Consider the following 17313-nt stretch of genomic DNA (forward strand, 5'->3'; position numbering starts at 1 on the left):
ATGCCAATAGGCGACGGCACGGCGAGTGCCAGCGTAATCTGGAGAAATACATGCAGCTTAAACGTGTGGCAGAAGCCAAACTGCCAACCCCATGGGGTGATTTCCTGATGGTGGGATTTGAAGAACTGGCGACCGGGCACGATCATGTCGCGCTGGTATTTGGCGATATTTCGGGTCAAACGCCGGTCCTGGCACGCGTCCATTCCGAATGTCTGACCGGCGATGCGCTGTTTAGCCTGCGTTGCGATTGCGGTTTCCAACTGGAAGCGGCGCTCACGCACATTGCTGAAGAAGGGCGCGGTATTCTGCTCTACCATCGCCAGGAAGGACGCAACATCGGCCTGCTGAACAAGATCCGCGCCTATGCGTTGCAGGATCAAGGTTATGATACCGTCGAAGCCAATCATCAGTTAGGTTTCGCAGCCGACGAGCGCGACTTTACCCTGTGTGCAGATATGTTTAAGCTGCTGGGCGTTGACGCTGTACGTCTGTTGACCAATAACCCGAAGAAAGTAGAAATTCTGACAGAAGCGGGCATCAATATTGTCGAGCGCGTACCACTGATAGTGGGTCGGAACCCGAAAAATGCGCATTATCTGGATACTAAAGCTGCCAAAATGGGCCATTTATTGAGCGAATGATCGCCAAATAATTGCACGTTTTCTACCATATAAAAAGCCTGCTCTCGCAGGCTTTTTCATTTTTAATTCAGCATATTACGAATTACATAGTGCAAAATACCGTCGTTCTGGTAGTAAGTTAACTCCGTGGCGGTATCGATGCGACAACGGCACAAAATCACCTCTTTGCTGCCATCCGCACGCACCATATTAACCGGAATGGTGGCCCCCGGTTTAATATTTTGCAAATCAGTAATATCAATGGCTTCCTCACCGGTGAGTCTCAGCGTTTTGCGCGTAACGCCTTGCGGGAATTCCAGCGGCAAAATCCCCATACCAATCAGGTTAGAACGGTGGATACGTTCAAACGATTCCGCGATGACCACGCGAATACCCAGTAAACGCGGGCCTTTCGCGGCCCAGTCGCGACTGGAACCAGAACCGTACTCCTTCCCGGCAATCACCGCCAGTGGAACGTTCTCCTGCTGATAACGCATGGCTGCGTCGTAAATAGCAATAACTTCCATCCCGGGCAAATGGCGGGTCATGCCCCCTTCAATACCCGGAACCATTTCATTGCGAATACGAATGTTGGCAAATGTGCCACGCATCATCACTTCATGATTTCCACGTCGCGAACCATAGGAGTTAAAATCCCGGCGCTCGACACCGTGACTCTGCAGATAACGTCCTGCCGGGCTATCCGCCTTGATACTGCCGGCAGGTGAAATATGATCGGTCGTCACCGAGTCCCCTAACATCGCCAGAATACGCGCACCATGAATATCCTGTACCGGGTCCGGCGTAGCCTGCATACCATCAAAGAACGGCGACAGGCGAATGTAGGTCGAGTCAGACTGCCAGCCGTAGGTGTCGGCACGATCAACATTGATCGCCTTCCATTCCGGCGTGCCTTCGAACACTTCCGCATACTCTTTATGGAACATTTCCGTAGATACCTGTTCAACTGCACGGGCAATTTCTCGAGCAGAAGGCCAGATATCTTTTAGATAAACAGGATCACCTTTTTGATCATGACCGAGCGGATCTTTGGTCAGATTGATGTTCATATTGCCCGCCAGCGCGTAGGCCACCACCAGCGGCGGAGACGCCAGCCAGTTCGTTTTCACCAACGGATGAATACGTCCTTCAAAGTTACGGTTACCAGATAACACCGCCCCCACAGTCAGATCGCCTTTTTTAATGGCCGTTTCAATCGGATCGGGTAACGGACCGGAGTTGCCAATACAAGTAGTACAGCCGTAACCGACCAGATTAAACCCCAGCTCATCGAGATACGGGGTCAGTCGAGCCTGTGCCAGATAGTCAGAAACCACCTTCGATCCTGGCGCCAGCGAGGCTTTTACCCACGGCTGACGTTTCAGCCCAAGAGTGACCGCTTTTTTCGCCAGTAAACCCGCCGCCATCAACACGCTCGGGTTTGAAGTATTGGTACAGGAGGTAATGGCCGCAATCACCACAGCGCCGTCAGGCAACTGGTATTGATGACCATGCATAACGTAGTCCACAGGCTGGCGATCTTTCTGCGAACTGTTGACCTCGAGCTCATTGCTCGCCGCAAATGCTTGCGGGACATCCCCCAGTGCAACCCGATCCTGCGGACGCTTCGGTCCAGCCAGACTGGCTTCCACGTCGGCCATATCCAGTACCAACGAGCTGGTAAAGACTGGTGTATCGCCAGTATTACGCCACATCCCCTGCACTTTAGCGTAGGACTCGACCAGCAAAACTTGCTCTTCGCTGCGACCGCTCAGACGCATGTATTCGAGCGTCACACCATCAATTGGGAAGAACCCGCAGGTCGCGCCATATTCCGGGGCCATATTGGCGATGGTGGCACGGTCAGCCAGCGGAAGGGTATCAAGACCATCACCATAGAATTCAACAAATTTTCCGACCACGCCGTGTTTACGCAGCATTTGGGTAACGGTCAGGACCAGATCGGTAGCGGTAATCCCCTCACGCAGTTTCCCGTCCAGTTTGAAGCCCACAACATCCGGGATCAGCATCGAAACGGGTTGCCCCAGCATGGCGGCTTCTGCCTCAATCCCGCCAACACCCCACCCCAGTACGCCAAGGCCGTTAATCATCGTGGTATGGGAGTCAGTACCGACCAGCGTGTCCGGGTATGCCACCCACTCGCCATCCTGCAATTCACTCCACACAGCTTTTCCCAGGTATTCGAGGTTAACCTGATGGCAGATCCCCGTACCCGGCGGTACAACGCTGAAGCGACTGAACGCCTGCTGGCCCCATTTCAGAAACACATAGCGCTCGTGATTACGCTCCATTTCCAGGCGAACGTTCTCTTCGAAAGCATCATCGTCACCGAAGCGATCCACCGTCACCGAGTGGTCAATCACGAGATCAACAGGTGAAAGCGGGTTCACTTTCGACGTATCGCCGCCAAGGCGTTTAACCGCTTCGCGCATGGCCGCCAGATCGACCACCGCTGGGACGCCAGTAAAATCCTGCATCAGCACGCGGGTGGGTCGATAAGCAATTTCGCGATTGGCATGGGCATTGTCCAGCCATCGCGCCAGAGAATGAATATCTTCTTCGGTAACCGAGTTACCGTCCTGCCAGCGCAGCAGGTTTTCCAGCAAGACTTTTAGCGATTTGGGCAGCCGGGTGATATCGCCCAGTGATTTGGCAGCCAGAGGCAAACTGTAGTAGCGGTAGGTTTTATCTTTAACCTGCAATGTGTCCTTACTGGCTTCGCGTAGGGTCGACGACATAGCTCCTCCTTAAATGACAGGGTGGGATCCCCTGATTTTTCTCAGGGTTAGTATTAAAGATAACACAAACAAAATGTAACGTTTTGATAACAACTCAAATTGATAAAAGCAGAGGGCCGTAAATGACGGTAAAAGAGAATTAAGACGTGAGGGAGGACGTTACCCAATTGCGGCACAATGATATACGCCGCCGGTAATTCACTGTTTTATACGCGGCCAGTTGGCCGGCAATTAAGGCCATTCAATATGATGGGTTAATTAGAATGAGTATAAAACACGTGTTGATTATTGCTTCTATTCTTCGTCTTCATCGAACAGTTCAATAAAAGCCCGCTGTTGCGGAGAAAGTTGCCACGCACCTGGAATATTTTTCCCATATTCAGGGGTCGACTCCTGCGCGTGCTCATTGTCATGCTGAGAGGGTGTAGTCGCGGATTGCTGCTCCTGGATGGACATGGTTAACCCCACACGTTCCAAATCACCAGCGCAACCACAATCCAGAACAGGACGGAACCAATAAAGACCGTGAACCATGCTTTACGTTTCAGCGCGGGATCCCGGCGTGCAGGCTGGTTTCCAGAAGGCATCGCTAACCTCAGACTATCGAAATCACTTATCATATTAGCACCAAACGATTGGTACAACTAATCACCAGATGAGAGAAATCCTAAAGAAAATAGCGTAAAAAAGCCAGTTAATTTTCGAATTCTGACGGATGAATAAATCAATTGTTTGATCCGATATAAATATTTGACAGGGTTTTGGGCAGCCTTTCTAATTTAAAACTACTTTACCGTAAATTACCCATAAGAAATATATGGTTAATATAATTAATTCAGACTCACCAGTCGGTATCTCTTAACCTGTAGAGATACCGACGATGTCTGAACCATTATTATTTCTCAGGCAATTTAATATCTTTAAACATCGCTTCAATGTCATCGTTAGATCGTAACGCAACCGCAGTATCCACCACGTCGCGCGTCAGATGTGGTGCAAAACGTTGAATAAAATCATACATGTAACTACGCAGGAACGTGCTGCGACGAAAACCGATTTTGGTGGTGCTATGACTGAAGACATCATGCGCGTCAACGCGTACCAGATCCGGATCGGAAACAGGATCGACCGCCATGCTGGCAATCACGCCCACGCCCAGCCCGAGTCTTACGTAGGTTTTAATGACATCAGCGTCGGTCGCGGTAAAGACAATTCGAGGCTCCAGGCCCGCCCGGTTAAACGCAGTGTCCAGCTCTGAACGCCCGGTAAAACCAAAGGTGTAAGTCACCAGCGGGTATTGCGCCAGTTCTTCGATCGACACGGAAGATTTGCCCGCCAGCGGATGATCCGGCGTGACGACAATCGAGCGATTCCAGTGGTAACACGGCAGCATCACCAGATCGTCGTACAAGTGCAGCGCTTCGGTCGCAATGGCAAAATCCGCATTGCCTTTCGACACCGCTTCCGCAATTTGCGTCGGTGACCCCTGATGCATATGCAAAGAGACACGGGGGTAGCGCTCAATAAAGCCTTTAATCACGTTTGGCAGCGCATAGCGAGCCTGGGTATGGGTTGTCGCAATATACAGCGAGCCTTTGTCCGGCCAGGTATGTTCACCGGCAACCGACTTAATGGCATCTACTTTAGACAGCACTTCGCGCGCAATACGAATGACTTCCTGCCCTGCCGGGGTAACCTGCGTCAGGTGCTTACCGCTGCGGGCAAAAATCTGAATACCCAGCTCGTCTTCCAGCATACGAACTTGCTTACTGATACCCGGCTGAGAGGTATAAAGCCCTTCGGCCGTTGAGGAGACATTAAGGTTGTGGTTAACCACCTCAACAATATAGCGAAGCTGCTGTAATTTCATTTTAGACCATCCAGATTAGCGGCATCAGACCATCGTTTATACGCAGGCGGTATCGCGCTGCTAATACGATTTAATAATAAAAAGTTTGTTAACTATAACCACTATATCATTTTAATCTGAGCTGTATAGATACCGCCCGCTATAAAAAAGGGCCGCTTACGCGACCCTTTCAGGAGAAGTTCAGCTGTCAGGCTGTTACTTCTTACCTTCTACCCATTTACCGTCAACGAAGAACGCGGACCAGCCGGTCGCTTTGCCGTCTTTCTCAGCAGCAACATACTGCTGCTTGGTTTTACGACTAAAACGCACCATCGATTTGTTGCCATCCGGATCGGTCTGCGGCGCATCCGCAAGGTAGCGCAGTTTTTCCGGCAGACGATCGCGGAAGCGGTACAGCTCTTCCACTAACGGCGCACGCGTCTCACGAGATTTCGGGAAGGTGTTAGCGGCCAGGAAAATACCTGCTGCACCATCACGTAACACGAAATACGCGTCCGATTTTTCACACGGCAATTCTGGCAGCGGAACCGGATCTTCTTTCGGTGGCGCGACCTCGCCGTTACGCAGGATCTTACGGGTGTTTTTACACTCGTCGTTAGTACACGCCATGTACTTACCAAAACGCCCCATTTTCAGATGCATTTCAGAACCACATTTCTCGCACTCTACGATCGGACCATCGTAACCCTTGATCCGGAACTCACCCTCTTCGATTTCATAGCCGTCGCAGGTTGGGTTATTACCACACACATGCAACTTACGTTTTGGATCGATAAGGTAGCTGTCCATTGCCGTGCCGCACTTCTGGCAGCGACGTTTCGCACGTAAGGCGTTGGTTTCCGCGTCGTCGCCTTCCAGCACGTTCAGCACTTCGTTTTCCGGCACCAGGTTAATGGTGGTTTTACAACGTTCTTTCGGAGAAAGCGCGTAACCAGAACAGCCAAGGAAAACGCCGGTACTGGCGGTACGGATACCCATCTGACGACTACAGGTTGGACAGTCGATGCTGGTCAGCACCATCTGGTTCGGGCGCATACCGCCCTCTTCAGGATCTTTCTCGGCTTTATCAAGCTGCTGAGTAAAATCACTGAAGAAGTTGTCGAGCACACCCTTCCACTCGGCTTCGTGCTTCGCCACCTGGTCGAGACTGTTTTCCATCTGCGCGGTGAAATCGTAGTTCATCAATTCGCGGAAGTTCTCTTCCAGACGGTCGGTGACGATTTCGCCCATTTTTTCTGCGTAGAAACGACGGTTCTCAACACGGACATAGCCGCGATCCTGAATCGTAGAGATGATCGACGCATAGGTAGATGGACGACCAATACCGCGTTTTTCAAGCTCTTTAACCAGTGACGCTTCGCTGAAGCGCGCTGGCGGTTTGGTAAAGTGCTGCGCTGGCGTCAGTTCGACCAATGTCAGCACATCGCCTTTATCCACTGCCGGTAAGATGCGATCTTCATCGCCTTTACGCAGTGCTGGCATCACTTTTGTCCAGCCATCGAAACGCAAAATACGCCCGCGCGCCTTCAGACGGTAATCACCCGCGCCAACGGTCAGCGTGGTGGAGTCATATTTGGCAGGCGTCATCTGACAGGCGACAAACTGACGCCAGATAAGCTGATACAGTTTTTGCGCGTCAGCTTCCATATCTTTCAGCGATTCTGCCTGTACGGCGACATCTGAAGGGCGGATGGCTTCGTGCGCTTCCTGCGAGTTTTCTTTACTGGCGTACTGGTTCGCGCTCTCCGGCAGATACTTTTTACCAAAGTTTTCGCCGATGTAATCACGGACCATAGAAACGGCATCCTGGCTCAGGTTGGTTGAGTCAGTACGCATATAGGTGATATAGCCCGCTTCATACAAGCGCTGTGCCATCATCATGGTTTTCTTCACGCCAAATCCCAGACGGGTGCTGGCAGCCTGTTGCAGCGTTGAGGTGATGAACGGCGCGCCAGGTTTGCTGCTGGTCGGCTTATCTTCACGCTCCAGCACGCTGTAACGTGCTTTTTCCAGCAAACTTACTGCGGCAAGCGTCTGTTCGCGGTTAACGGGACGGAACGGCTTATCATTGTGGTGCGTCACTTCCAGCGGTAACGCATCACCGGAAGGCGTCGTAGTGCTGGCATCAACTTCCCAGAACTCTTCCGGAACGAACGCCTTGATCTCACGCTCACGTTCAACCACCAGACGCACAGCTACCGACTGTACGCGACCGGCAGACAGGCCACGGGCAATCTTTTTCCACAGCAGTGGCGAAACCATGTAACCCACTACGCGGTCCATAAAGCGGCGCGCCTGTTGAGCATTTACACGGTCAATATTCAGTTCACCCGGCTTTTCAAACGCCTGCTGAATCGCATTTTTGGTGATTTCATTAAACACCACGCGACTGTAGCGGGTGTCGTCGCCCCCGATAACTTCCCGCAGGTGCCATGCAATGGCTTCCCCTTCGCGGTCAAGGTCGGTTGCGAGATAGATGTGGTCGGCTTTTTCAGCCAGTTGTTTCAGTTCAGAGACGACCTTCTCTTTACCGGGCAGCACTTCATAGCGCGCATCCCAGTTGTGCCACGGGTCAACCCCCATACGGTTGACGAGAGCGCCACGTTCATCCTTTTTGGGCTTTTTAGCCGTTTTGGTGGAGGTTGAGTCGGCGCTCTTTTTAGTTGCTGAGCCACTGGTCGGCAAATCACGGATATGACCGACGCTGGATTTCACCACGTAGTCATTACCCAGATACTTGTTGATCGTTTTGGCTTTTGCCGGGGACTCAACGATGACAAGAGCTTTACCCATATTCACCTTTACCTAATTTGATTCTTCCAGGAATGCGTCGCGCGTTGATTCACCTTCCACTGGCGACGAGACATAGATATGGTCTCTGCGTCGGCGGATATCAACCCCTAGTACTGATTACGCATTCGTAATGTAATCCCCATGTAGCTGAGTTAACAGGATTTTTTTCACGAAAACGCTAAAGCACGACGGAATATTGGTCGAATGTCAAGCAAATCTGTTGCCAGATTGACGAAAGCGTCACACTGTACCTGATAAAATGCGTTACGCAACTTTATTAGCATGCAAAAACAAATCTCGCCAGTCGCGACACTGATATAAGCCCCCCGTTTTTATCAGGGAATATTTGCCCATAAGGCGGGCTCGGCGTAGACTAATGTCCTTGTTTAAGGAGTAAATAATGCATAAAGACACTCAACCCATCGATCGCGAAACGCTGCTGATTGAAGCCAACAAAATCATTCGTGAGCATGAGGACACGCTGGCGGGGATTGTCGCCACCGGCGTCACGCAGCGCAATGGCGTGCTGGTTTTCAGCGGAGATTACTTTTTAGACGAGCAAGGGCTACCAACGCCCAAAAGCACAGCGGTGTTTAATATGTTTAAACATCTGGCGCATGTCCTTTCTGAAAAGTATCACCTGATCGATTAATGTAAAACGCGAGGCACAGGCCTCGCGTTTTCAGTTATAGAGTCTTAAAGCTTACAACAGTGGTTTTTGTCCACGCTGCCACCAACGCAGCAGCAAGCGGTCGGCGCTTTCAGCCGCGCTCCCGGTGAAACGGTCCATCAGTTTCTTACGCTGCAGATAGCGTACGTTAAGCACTTCGCGACCTTCCATCAAACTCAGGATCACCTCGTCGCTGGTATTAATCTCATCCACCAGCCCATTTTCCAGCGCCTGTTGACCGAACCAGTGCTCTCCGGTGGCAACCTGTTCAATGTCCAGAGTCGGGCGCATGCGATGCACAAAATCTTTAAACAGGTGATGCGTTTCGTTCAGGTCTTCGCGGAACTTCTGTCGTCCCTCTTCTGTATTCTCACCGAGCAGCGTCAGCGTGCGTTTGTACTGCCCGGCAGTATGCAGCTCAATATCAATATCTTTGCCTTTCAGAAAACGGTTAAAGTTAGGGATCTGCGCCACCACGCCAATTGAGCCCACAATAGCAAACGGCGCTGAGACAATTTTGTCGGCCACGCAGGCCATCATGTATCCGCCGCTAGCGGCGACTTTATCGACCGTCACCGTGAGTGGGATCTGCTTATCGCGCAGGCGCTGCAATTGCGATGCCGCCAACCCATAGCCATGGACTACGCCGCCGGGACTTTCCAGACGAATAACCACCTGATCCTGCGGTTTTACCACCGCCAGCACCGCCGTCACCTCTTCCCGCAGCGCGCTGACTTCATGGGCATCCATGCTGCCTTTAAAATCAAGCACCCAGACGCGCGGTTTACCCGACGATGTACTCTCCCCCAGTTTCGCTTTAGCTTTGGCCGCCTTCGCTTCCAGCTTGTGCTTTTTTTTCTGCGCCTTATGCCAGAACTTTTGTTGGTGGCTGTCCAGCAAAGACATCGCCAGGTCTTCTTTCATCTCTTTATATTGTTCACTGAGATTGATGACCCGTAGCTCCCCGCGCTGACGCTTACGTTGTGTCGCGTTAACGATCAGCATGACAATCACCGCAATCGCCAACACCACCGTGACGATTTTTGCCAAAAACAGCCCATATTCAGACAACAATTCCACGAGTCCCACCTTGGTTAAACAACGCTACTTTCGCTCAGTGTACAACAGGCATGTTAGCCCGTCTTGCTTCATCCATCCGCATGGTATTCCGTAAAAAGCATGACAAAGCGTTCATTTTACGGTGTTATTACCTTTGGCTGATTGAAAAATAGCAGGGTTTAAGGCATAAAGCCGACAAGTTATCGAAAACGGGATGGCCAGAGCGTCGCCGAGGAGTAGCCGTGCATTACCAACCTAAACAAGATCTGCTACAGGATCGCATTATCCTGGTCACCGGAGCCAGTGATGGCATTGGCCGCGAAGCTGCGCTGACCTATGCCCGCTACGGCGCGACCGTGATTCTGCTCGGGCGCAATGAAGATAAACTCCGTCAGGTCGCCGAGGTGGTTGCCGTAGAAAATGGCACGCCCGCACAGTGGTTTACGCTGGATCTGCTGACCTGCACATCCGCAGAATGTCACCAACTGGCGCAGCGTATCGCCGCCCATTACCCGCGGCTGGATGGTGTATTGCACAATGCCGGGTTACTGGGTGAAATCTGCCCGATGAGCGAACAAAACCCGCAGGTCTGGCAGGAGGTGATGCAGGTGAACGTCAATGCCACCTTTATGCTTACTCAGGCGCTACTCCCACTGTTGCTTAAGTCTGATTCCGGATCGCTGGTCTTTACCTCATCCAGCGTCGGTCGTCAGGGACGAGCCAACTGGGGAGCCTATGCCACCTCCAAGTTTGCCACCGAAGGTATGATGCAAGTACTGGCGGACGAGTATCAAAACCGTCATTTGCGCGTAAACTGCATTAATCCAGGCGGCACGCGCACCGACATGCGAGCCAGCGCATTCCCGACAGAAGATCCGCAAAAATTAAAAACGCCCGCCGACATTATGCCGCTGTACCTGTGGCTGATGGGCGACGACAGCCGCCGTAAAACCGGTATGACCTTCGACGCCCAGCCGGGCCGTAAACCAGGAATCGCCCAATGAGTGAAGAACGTTATCAACAGCGCCAGCAGCGCGTAAAAGACCGGGTTGACGCCCGCGTTGCCGCCGCAAAGGACGAGCGCGGCATCATCATCGTCTTTACCGGCAACGGTAAGGGGAAAACCACCGCCGCATTTGGTACCGCCACGCGCGCGGTCGGTCACGGTAAAAAAGTCGGCGTGGTGCAGTTCATTAAAGGGACGTGGCCCAACGGCGAACGAAACTTACTGGAACCTCATGGCGTAGAGTTTCAGGTGATGGCGACGGGGTTCACCTGGGAGACGCAAAATCGAGATTCGGACACTGCAGCCTGCCTGGCCGTGTGGGAACACGGTAAGCGCATGCTGGCCGATTCAGAGCTGGATATGGTGGTGCTGGACGAGTTGACCTATATGGTGGCATATGACTATCTGCCGCTGGAAGAGGTGCTCAGCGCCTTAAGCGCCCGCCCTTCACACCAAACAGTAATTATTACCGGTCGGGGATGTCATCGCGATATTCTGGAGTTAGCCGACACGGTCAGCGAGTTGCGCCCGGTCAAGCACGCCTTTGAAGCGGGTATTAAAGCGCAGATGGGCATTGATTATTAAAAAAGGGCCCGATGGGCCCTTTTGTTCACAACCACAGTAGATTAACCGTTGTTGTTGCGACCACCCGGACGACGGCTACTGCCCACCTGGGTGTGACGCTTAACCGCACGGCGGATCTGGTTCGCCTTCATTCGACGACGATCTTTCTCAACGGCAACTTTAGAGCTGGTTTCCGGCTGCAGCTCCACCAGTTGACGCAGATAGTTAGTCTGCGCGAGATCAAGCTCCGTCCAGCCGCCGCGTGGCAGACCTTTCGGCAGCGGAATGTCACCGTAACGCACACGGATCAGGCGGCTTACCTGCACGCCAACGGCTTCCCACAGGCGACGCACTTCACGGTTACGCCCTTCGGTCAACGTGACGTTATACCACTGGTTAATCCCTTCACCACCGCTGAATTTGATGGTTTTAAATGCAGCCGGACCATCTTCCAGCTGTACGCCACGGCTCAGGTCACGCAGTTTCGTTTCATCAACCTGACCAAACACGCGCACTGCGTATTCACGTTCAACTTCACGGCTCGGATGCATCAGACGGTTCGCCAGTTCACCGTCGGTGGTGAACAGCAGTAAACCACAGGTATTCACGTCCAGACGCCCCACGGCAATCCAGCGCGCATCGCGCAGTTTTGGCAGGCGATCAAAGACGGTCGGACGACCTTCCGGGTCGTTACGCGTACACAGTTCGCCTTCCGGCTTGTAATACGCCAGAACACGACAGATTTGTTCTGCTGATTCTTTCACCGAAATCAGATGACCGTCGATACGGATTTTCAGACCCGGAGTGACTTCAACGCGATCGCCAAGCGTGGCAATTTTGCCGTCAACGCTTACGCGACCTGCTGCAATAATGGTTTCAATTTCACGGCGAGAGCCGTGGCCAGCGCGCGCCAGCACTTTTTGTAACTTTTCGCTCATAGAGCTTCCTTTAGGTGTCGCCTTCACAGGCGTCGAACAGGAGAATCAACGGCGCCAGTCAGCGCCATTTTAAGGCCGCGTAGTATACCGAGTTGCGCCCTTATAAGAAAGGTTTAACGTCGCCGACGCCTTCACGCAACACCACCGGCGAATCATCGGTTAAATCAATCACCGTGGTTGGCTGCTGACCGAGGTAACCGCCGTGGATGATCAAATCAACCTGCTTCTCCAGACGATCTTTGATCTCTTCGGGATCTGACTCAGTAAATTCACTGCCCGGCAGCATCAGCGAGGTGGAGAGCATGGGTTCGCCCAGCGCTTCCAGCAATGCCAACGCAATCGGATTGGACGGTACGCGCAGACCGATGGTTTTACGTTTTTCCTGCAGCAGTCGGCGCGGCACTTCTTTCGTCCCTTTCAGGATGAAGGTGTAGTTGCCCGGCGTATTGTTTTTAATTAAACGAAAGGCGACGTTGTCCACGAACGAATAGGTCGACAGCTCGGACAGGTCACGGCACATCAGCGTGAAGTTGTGTCCATCAGGCAGATGGCGGATACGGCAAATGCGCTCCATCGCCCCTTTATCTTCGATTTTACAGCCCAGCGCGTAGCCTGAATCGGTGGGATACACGATCACCCCACCTTTACGCACAATTTCAACGGCCTGATTGATCAGTCGTTGCTGTGGGTTATCAGGGTGGATATAAAAAAACTGACTCATATTTTCCTCTCTGTGGTCTCGGGCTGTTCCCAGAGTTGCCAGACGCCTTCAACGCCTGCGGGCAACCAGAGCTTACGACCCAATTCAATCCACGGACACGGCTGATGAAAATCAGATCCTTGTGATGCCCACAACTGGTGCTGACGCGCCAGGGTCGCCAAATGGGTACGCTCATTGGGAGACTGTTGACACTGTGCCACTTCCATCGCGTCACCGTGATGTTCGGCAAAATATGCAACCAGTCTTTTCAGCCACTTAGCGCTAAGATCGTACCGACCAGGATGAGCCAGCACCGCCTTACCGCCAGAATGATGAATGACATCAATAGCTTGTTCTATTGTACACCACTGTGGCGGAACGTAACCGGTTTTCCCACGCGCAAGGTATTTTTTAAACACGTCGGCAATGGTTGTCGCTTTGCCGCTCTCGACCAGGAACCGGGCAAAATGGCCTCGCGTGACGGCTCCACCGTCAGCCAGACGCAACGCCCCTTCCCACGCGCCCGGGATATGCGCTTTGTCCAGTCGCTCAGCAATTAGCTGTGCGCGCTGCTGACGACGCGCCGTTTGCTCTGCCAGGAATTCACGCATCATGGGGTGAGCGATATCAATATTCAAACCGACAATATGGATCTCGTGGTTTTCCCAGACCGTGGAAATTTCAACGCCGGCTATCAAATTCAACGCTAAACCTGAACGTGAAATTTCTTCTCTTGCCGCCGGAATCGCTGCCGTGGTGTCATGATCGGTAATCGCCAGTGTCCCGACTCGCATCTCTACCGCACGGTGTACCAACGCTTCAGGCGTCAACCGTCCGTCGGACGCCGTTGTATGACTGTGCAGGTCATAAATCACTGCGTAATTCGTGTCGCTCAAGGCGGCTCCCGTTTCAATAAATGTCGTATCACGCCCATCATAGCGTTTTCGACAAATTTACTGAAATCAGGTGTTGACTTTATTCCATCGAACTAGTTAACTAGTACGCAAGTTCACATGAAGAAAAAGGTATCTGAGATGAAAGCAACATATGTCCTGCACGGTTGGTGGCGCACTTCCTGATTTCGGGCAGTGTCTTACGTCTGCAATATGCAACCAGATACCCGGCCCGCCAACTGAGCGGGCTTTTTTTTGAACAAAATTAATGAGAATAACGATGCAAACACAAAAACCGACACTCGAACTGCTGGCCTGTGAAGCCGCCTACCGTGAGAACCCGACCGCGCTGTTTCATCAGGTCTGCGGCGCACGCCCGGCGACGTTGTTACTGGAATCCGCCGATATCGACAGCAAGGACGATCTGAAGAGTCTGCTGCTGGTTGACAGTGCATTGCGCATTACTGCATTAGGTGACACTGTCACCATCCAGGCATTATCAGCGAATGGCGCCTCCCTGCTCCCGCTGTTGGATACCGCCCTGCCAACGGGGGTTGAAAACGAACAACAACCGAACGCCCGCAAGCTGCGTTTCCCAGCCGTCAGCCCACTGCTGGATGAAGATGCCCGTTTATGTTCCCTGTCGGTATTTGATACGTTCCGTTTAATGCAGGAACTGGTTAACGTGCCAGATCAGGAACGTGAAGCCATGTTCTTCGGCGGTTTGTTTTCCTACGATCTGGTCGCCGGATTCGAAGATTTACCCCAGCTTGAAGCCGGCAACCGTTGCCCTGACTACTGTTTTTATCTTGCTGAAACGCTGATGGTCATTGACCACCAGAAAAAAAGCACCCGCATTCAGGCCAGCGTATTCACCCCCTGCGAGGACGAAAAACAGCGTCTGACCAGCCGTCTGGCGCAGTTGAGCCAGCAGTTAACTGAACCCGCGCCGCCACTGCCTGTTATTGAGGTTCCGGAAATGCGCTGCGAGTGTAATCAGAGCGATGAAGAGTTCGGTGCCGTGGTGCGCGGAATGCAAAAAGCCATTCGTGCCGGTGAAATTTTCCAGGTAGTCCCTTCCCGCCGCTTTTCGCTGCCCTGTCCGTCACCGCTGGCTGCGTACTATGTGCTGAAAAAGAGCAATCCGAGCCCGTACATGTTCTTCATGCAGGATAACGAGTTCACATTGTTCGGCGCTTCTCCGGAAAGCTCGCTGAAATACGACGCCACCAGCCGCCAGATTGAAATCTACCCGATTGCCGGGACCCGCCCACGCGGTCGTCGTGCGGACGGCTCGCTGGATCGCGATCTCGACAGCCGTATTGAACTGGAAATGCGCACCGACCACAAAGAACTTTCCGAGCACCTGATGTTAGTTGATCTGGCGCGTAATGACCTGGCACGTATCTGTACGCCGGGCAGTCGCTACGTTGCTGACCTCACCAAAGTCGACCGTTATTCCTTCGTGATGCACCTGGTTTCCCGCGTGGTAGGCGAACTGCGTCACGATCTGGACGTCCTGCATGCTTATCGCGCCTGTATGAACATGGGCACGCTAAGCGGTGCGCCAAAAGTTCGCGCCATGCAGCTTATCGCCCAGGCTGAAGGCCGTCGCCGTGGCAGCTATGGCGGTGCGGTTGGTTACTTCACCGCCCATGGCGACCTGGATACCTGCATCGTGATCCGTTCCGCCCTGGTGGAAGACGGTATCGCCACAGTGCAGGCTGGTGCCGGGATTGTTCTGGATTCTGTACCGCAGTCTGAAGCCGATGAAACCCGTAATAAAGCGCGTGCGGTTCTGCGTGCTATCGCCACCGCGCACCATGCACAGGAGATTTTCTAATGGCTGACATTCTGCTGCTCGATAACATCGACTCATTTACTTATAACTTGGCAGATCAGCTGCGTACCAACGGTCATAACGTGGTGATTTACCGTAATCATATCCCGGCGCAGACCTTAATTGACCGTTTAGCCACCATGAAAAACCCGGTGCTGATGCTCTCCCCTGGCCCGGGCGCGCCAAGCGAAGCGGGCTGCATGCCGGAGCTACTGACCCGACTGCGCGGCAAGCTGCCGATCATCGGTATTTGCCTTGGGCATCAGGCGATTGTTGAAGCCTACGGCGGGTATGTGGGTCAGGCAGGTGAAATTCTACACGGTAAAGCTTCCAGCATTGAACACGACGGCCAGGAGATGTTCGCCGGTCTGGCTAATCCGCTGCCGGTGGCGCGCTACCATTCACTGGTCGGCAGCAACGTACCGGCGGGATTAACCATTAACGCCCACTTCAACGGCATGGTGATGGCGGTGCGTCACGACACTGACCGCGTGTGCGGATTCCAGTTCCATCCGGAGTCAATTCTCACCACCCAGGGCGCACGTCTGCTGGAACAAACGCTGGCCTGGGCGCAACAGAAGCTTGAGCAAACCAACACGCTACAACCGATTCTGGAGAAACTGTATCAGGCTCAGACACTGTCTCAGCAAGAGAGTCACCAGTTGTTCTCTGCGGTCGTGCGCGGTGAACTGAAGCCGGAACAGCTTGCTGCCGCATTGGTCAGTATGAAAGTGCGCGGCGAGCATCCTAATGAGATTGCCGGTGCGGCGACCGCCCTGCTGGAAAATGCAGCCCCGTTCCCACGTCCGGACTATCTGTTTGCCGATATTGTCGGGACCGGCGGCGACGGCAGCAACAGTATCAATATTTCCACCGCCAGTGCGTTCGTCGCCGCAGCCTGTGGTTTAAAAGTGGCGAAACACGGCAACCGTAGCGTTTCCAGTAAGTCTGGTTCATCGGATCTGCTGGCAGCCTTTGGCATCAATCTGGATATGAATGCTGATAAGTCGCGCCTGGCGCTCGACGAACTGGGTGTGTGTTTCCTGTTTGCACCGAAGTACCACACCGGTTTTCGTCACGCTATGCCGGTTCGCCAGCAGCTCAAAACCCGCACGCTGTTTAACGTGCTCGGGCCGTTGATTAACCCGGCGCATCCACCGCTAGCGCTGATCGGCGTTTACAGCCCGGAACTGGTCCTGCCGATTGCCGAAACGCTGCGTGTGCTGGGATATCAGCGTGCCGCCGTGGTACACAGCGGCGGAATGGATGAAGTTTCACTGCATGCACCAACCATTGTGGCCGAGTTGCATGACGGCGAAATCAAGAGCTATCAGCTGACGGCAGACGACTTTGGCCTGACGCCATACCACCAGGAACAGCTGGCGGGCGGCACGCCGGAAGAAAACCGTGACATTCTCAGTCGCTTGCTACAAGGTAAAGGTGAAGCCGCGCACGAGGCCGCTGTGGCGGCGAATGTCGCCATGTTAATGCGCCTGCACGGCGAAGAAGATTTAAAAGCCAACGCACAAATCGTGATTAATGTACTGCGTAGCGGTGCGGCCTATGACCGGGTCACTGCGCTGGCAGCAAGAGGGTAAATG

16 protein-coding genes and 1 other annotated feature are annotated in these 17313 nt (G+C 53.1%); of the genes, 7 read left to right on the forward strand and 9 right to left on the reverse strand.

Annotated features, from left to right (window positions below; all coding sequences use genetic code 11):
* The first annotated feature begins 50 nt into the window (after positions 1 to 50).
* Positions 51 to 641: a GTP cyclohydrolase II gene (gene ribA, locus E4Z61_RS06020; RefSeq protein ID WP_096756827.1), complete on the forward strand. Its 591-nt coding sequence runs from the start codon at positions 51 to 53 to the stop codon at positions 639 to 641.
* A 62-nt stretch (positions 642 to 703) separates the two neighbouring features.
* Here the strand turns inward: ribA and acnA are convergent, their stop codons facing one another.
* From acnA to topA, 5 genes are all read right to left on the reverse strand, one after another.
* Positions 704 to 3379, reverse strand: coding sequence for an aconitate hydratase AcnA (gene acnA, locus E4Z61_RS06025; protein WP_135321997.1), 2676 nt, complete (start codon positions 3377 to 3379; stop codon positions 704 to 706).
* A gap of 294 nt (positions 3380 to 3673) precedes the next feature.
* A complete protein-coding gene (locus E4Z61_RS23835; protein ID WP_167817528.1) occupies positions 3674 to 3835 on the reverse strand; it encodes a hypothetical protein in 162 nt (53 codons plus the stop codon).
* A gap of 2 nt (positions 3836 to 3837) precedes the next feature.
* The gene (locus E4Z61_RS06030; RefSeq protein WP_240703875.1) at positions 3838 to 3978 is read right to left on the reverse strand and encodes a YmiA family putative membrane protein; all 141 of its coding nucleotides are present in this window, start codon (positions 3976 to 3978) and stop codon (positions 3838 to 3840) included.
* Between the two features lie 296 nt (positions 3979 to 4274).
* Positions 4275 to 5249 (reverse strand): HTH-type transcriptional regulator CysB, encoded by a 975-nt coding sequence (gene cysB, locus E4Z61_RS06035; protein ID WP_045443507.1) that lies wholly within the window; start codon positions 5247 to 5249, stop codon positions 4275 to 4277.
* A 195-nt stretch (positions 5250 to 5444) separates the two neighbouring features.
* The gene (gene topA / locus E4Z61_RS06040) at positions 5445 to 8042 is read right to left on the reverse strand and encodes a type I DNA topoisomerase (RefSeq protein ID WP_135321999.1); all 2598 of its coding nucleotides are present in this window, start codon (positions 8040 to 8042) and stop codon (positions 5445 to 5447) included.
* Positions 8043 to 8442: 400 nt separating this feature from the next.
* Here topA and E4Z61_RS06045 point away from each other — a divergent pair, with 400 nt between their 5' ends.
* Positions 8443 to 8694, forward strand: a complete 252-nt coding sequence (locus tag E4Z61_RS06045) for a YciN family protein (RefSeq protein ID WP_003020616.1) — start codon at positions 8443 to 8445, stop codon at positions 8692 to 8694.
* 51 nt (positions 8695 to 8745) lie between these two features.
* Here E4Z61_RS06045 and sohB read toward each other — a convergent pair whose 3' ends face one another.
* Entirely contained in the window at positions 8746 to 9792 is a 1047-nt protein-coding gene (gene sohB, locus E4Z61_RS06050) for a protease SohB (protein ID WP_135322000.1), read from the reverse strand.
* 221 nt (positions 9793 to 10013) lie between these two features.
* Between sohB and E4Z61_RS06055 the strand changes: the two genes are divergently transcribed.
* Complete coding sequence (locus E4Z61_RS06055) at positions 10014 to 10775, forward strand: YciK family oxidoreductase (protein WP_135322001.1); 762 nt, start codon at positions 10014 to 10016, stop codon at positions 10773 to 10775.
* On the forward strand, positions 10772 to 11362 hold the full coding sequence (cobO, locus tag E4Z61_RS06060; RefSeq protein WP_135322002.1) for a cob(I)yrinic acid a,c-diamide adenosyltransferase: 591 nt from the start codon (positions 10772 to 10774) through the stop codon (positions 11360 to 11362). The genes E4Z61_RS06055 and cobO overlap by 4 nt, the downstream gene beginning before the upstream one ends.
* A 41-nt stretch (positions 11363 to 11403) precedes the next feature.
* Here the strand turns inward: cobO and rluB are convergent, their stop codons facing one another.
* The 3 genes from rluB to rnm form a co-directional block, all read right to left on the reverse strand.
* Positions 11404 to 12279 (reverse strand): 23S rRNA pseudouridine(2605) synthase RluB, encoded by an 876-nt coding sequence (gene rluB, locus E4Z61_RS06065; protein ID WP_135322003.1) that lies wholly within the window; start codon positions 12277 to 12279, stop codon positions 11404 to 11406.
* A gap of 100 nt (positions 12280 to 12379) precedes the next feature.
* Positions 12380 to 13000 carry an L-threonylcarbamoyladenylate synthase gene (locus E4Z61_RS06070; protein ID WP_096756817.1) on the reverse strand — a complete coding sequence of 207 codons (621 nt, stop codon included), beginning with the start codon at positions 12998 to 13000 and terminating at the stop codon, positions 12380 to 12382.
* Positions 12997 to 13875, reverse strand: coding sequence for an RNase RNM (gene rnm / locus E4Z61_RS06075; protein ID WP_135322004.1), 879 nt, complete (start codon positions 13873 to 13875; stop codon positions 12997 to 12999). Before rnm ends, E4Z61_RS06070 begins: the two co-directional genes overlap by 4 nt.
* Before the next feature lie 138 nt (positions 13876 to 14013).
* Here rnm and trpL point away from each other — a divergent pair, with 138 nt between their 5' ends.
* From trpL to trpD, 3 genes are all read left to right on the forward strand, one after another.
* Positions 14014 to 14058 (forward strand): trp operon leader peptide, encoded by a 45-nt coding sequence (gene trpL, locus E4Z61_RS24340; RefSeq protein WP_225622929.1) that lies wholly within the window; start codon positions 14014 to 14016, stop codon positions 14056 to 14058.
* Positions 14035 to 14129, forward strand: a sequence feature (Trp leader region). (Overlaps the previous gene by 24 nt.)
* A 23-nt stretch (positions 14130 to 14152) precedes the next feature.
* The gene (gene trpE, locus E4Z61_RS06085; protein ID WP_135322005.1) at positions 14153 to 15715 is read left to right on the forward strand and encodes an anthranilate synthase component I; all 1563 of its coding nucleotides are present in this window, start codon (positions 14153 to 14155) and stop codon (positions 15713 to 15715) included.
* A complete protein-coding gene (gene trpD / locus E4Z61_RS06090) occupies positions 15715 to 17310 on the forward strand; it encodes a bifunctional anthranilate synthase glutamate amidotransferase component TrpG/anthranilate phosphoribosyltransferase TrpD (RefSeq protein ID WP_096756814.1) in 1596 nt (531 codons plus the stop codon). Before trpE ends, trpD begins: the two co-directional genes overlap by 1 nt.
* Positions 17311 to 17313 lie beyond the last annotated feature (3 nt).

It is taken from the genome of Citrobacter tructae, assembly GCF_004684345.1.
Lineage (GTDB): Bacteria > Pseudomonadota > Gammaproteobacteria > Enterobacterales > Enterobacteriaceae > Citrobacter > Citrobacter tructae.

Excerpts from the sequence above, each read along its gene's own strand:
- cysB (WP_045443507.1), bottom strand. The coding sequence starts at position 5,249 with ATGAAATTACAGCAGCTTCGCTATATTGTTGAGGTGGTTAACCACAAC.
- E4Z61_RS23835 (WP_167817528.1), bottom strand. The coding sequence starts at position 3,835 with ATGTCCATCCAGGAGCAGCAATCCGCGACTACACCCTCTCAGCATGAC.
- rluB (WP_135322003.1), bottom strand. The coding sequence starts at position 12,279 with ATGAGCGAAAAGTTACAAAAAGTGCTGGCGCGCGCTGGCCACGGCTCT.
- ribA (WP_096756827.1), top strand. The coding sequence starts at position 51 with ATGCAGCTTAAACGTGTGGCAGAAGCCAAACTGCCAACCCCATGGGGT.
- cobO (WP_135322002.1), top strand. The coding sequence starts at position 10,772 with ATGAGTGAAGAACGTTATCAACAGCGCCAGCAGCGCGTAAAAGACCGG.
- E4Z61_RS06045 (WP_003020616.1), top strand. The coding sequence starts at position 8,443 with ATGCATAAAGACACTCAACCCATCGATCGCGAAACGCTGCTGATTGAA.
- trpE (WP_135322005.1), top strand. The coding sequence starts at position 14,153 with ATGCAAACACAAAAACCGACACTCGAACTGCTGGCCTGTGAAGCCGCC.
- E4Z61_RS06070 (WP_096756817.1), bottom strand. The coding sequence starts at position 13,000 with ATGAGTCAGTTTTTTTATATCCACCCTGATAACCCACAGCAACGACTG.
- topA (WP_135321999.1), bottom strand. The coding sequence starts at position 8,042 with ATGGGTAAAGCTCTTGTCATCGTTGAGTCCCCGGCAAAAGCCAAAACG.
- trpD (WP_096756814.1), top strand. The coding sequence starts at position 15,715 with ATGGCTGACATTCTGCTGCTCGATAACATCGACTCATTTACTTATAAC.
- acnA (WP_135321997.1), bottom strand. The coding sequence starts at position 3,379 with ATGTCGTCGACCCTACGCGAAGCCAGTAAGGACACATTGCAGGTTAAA.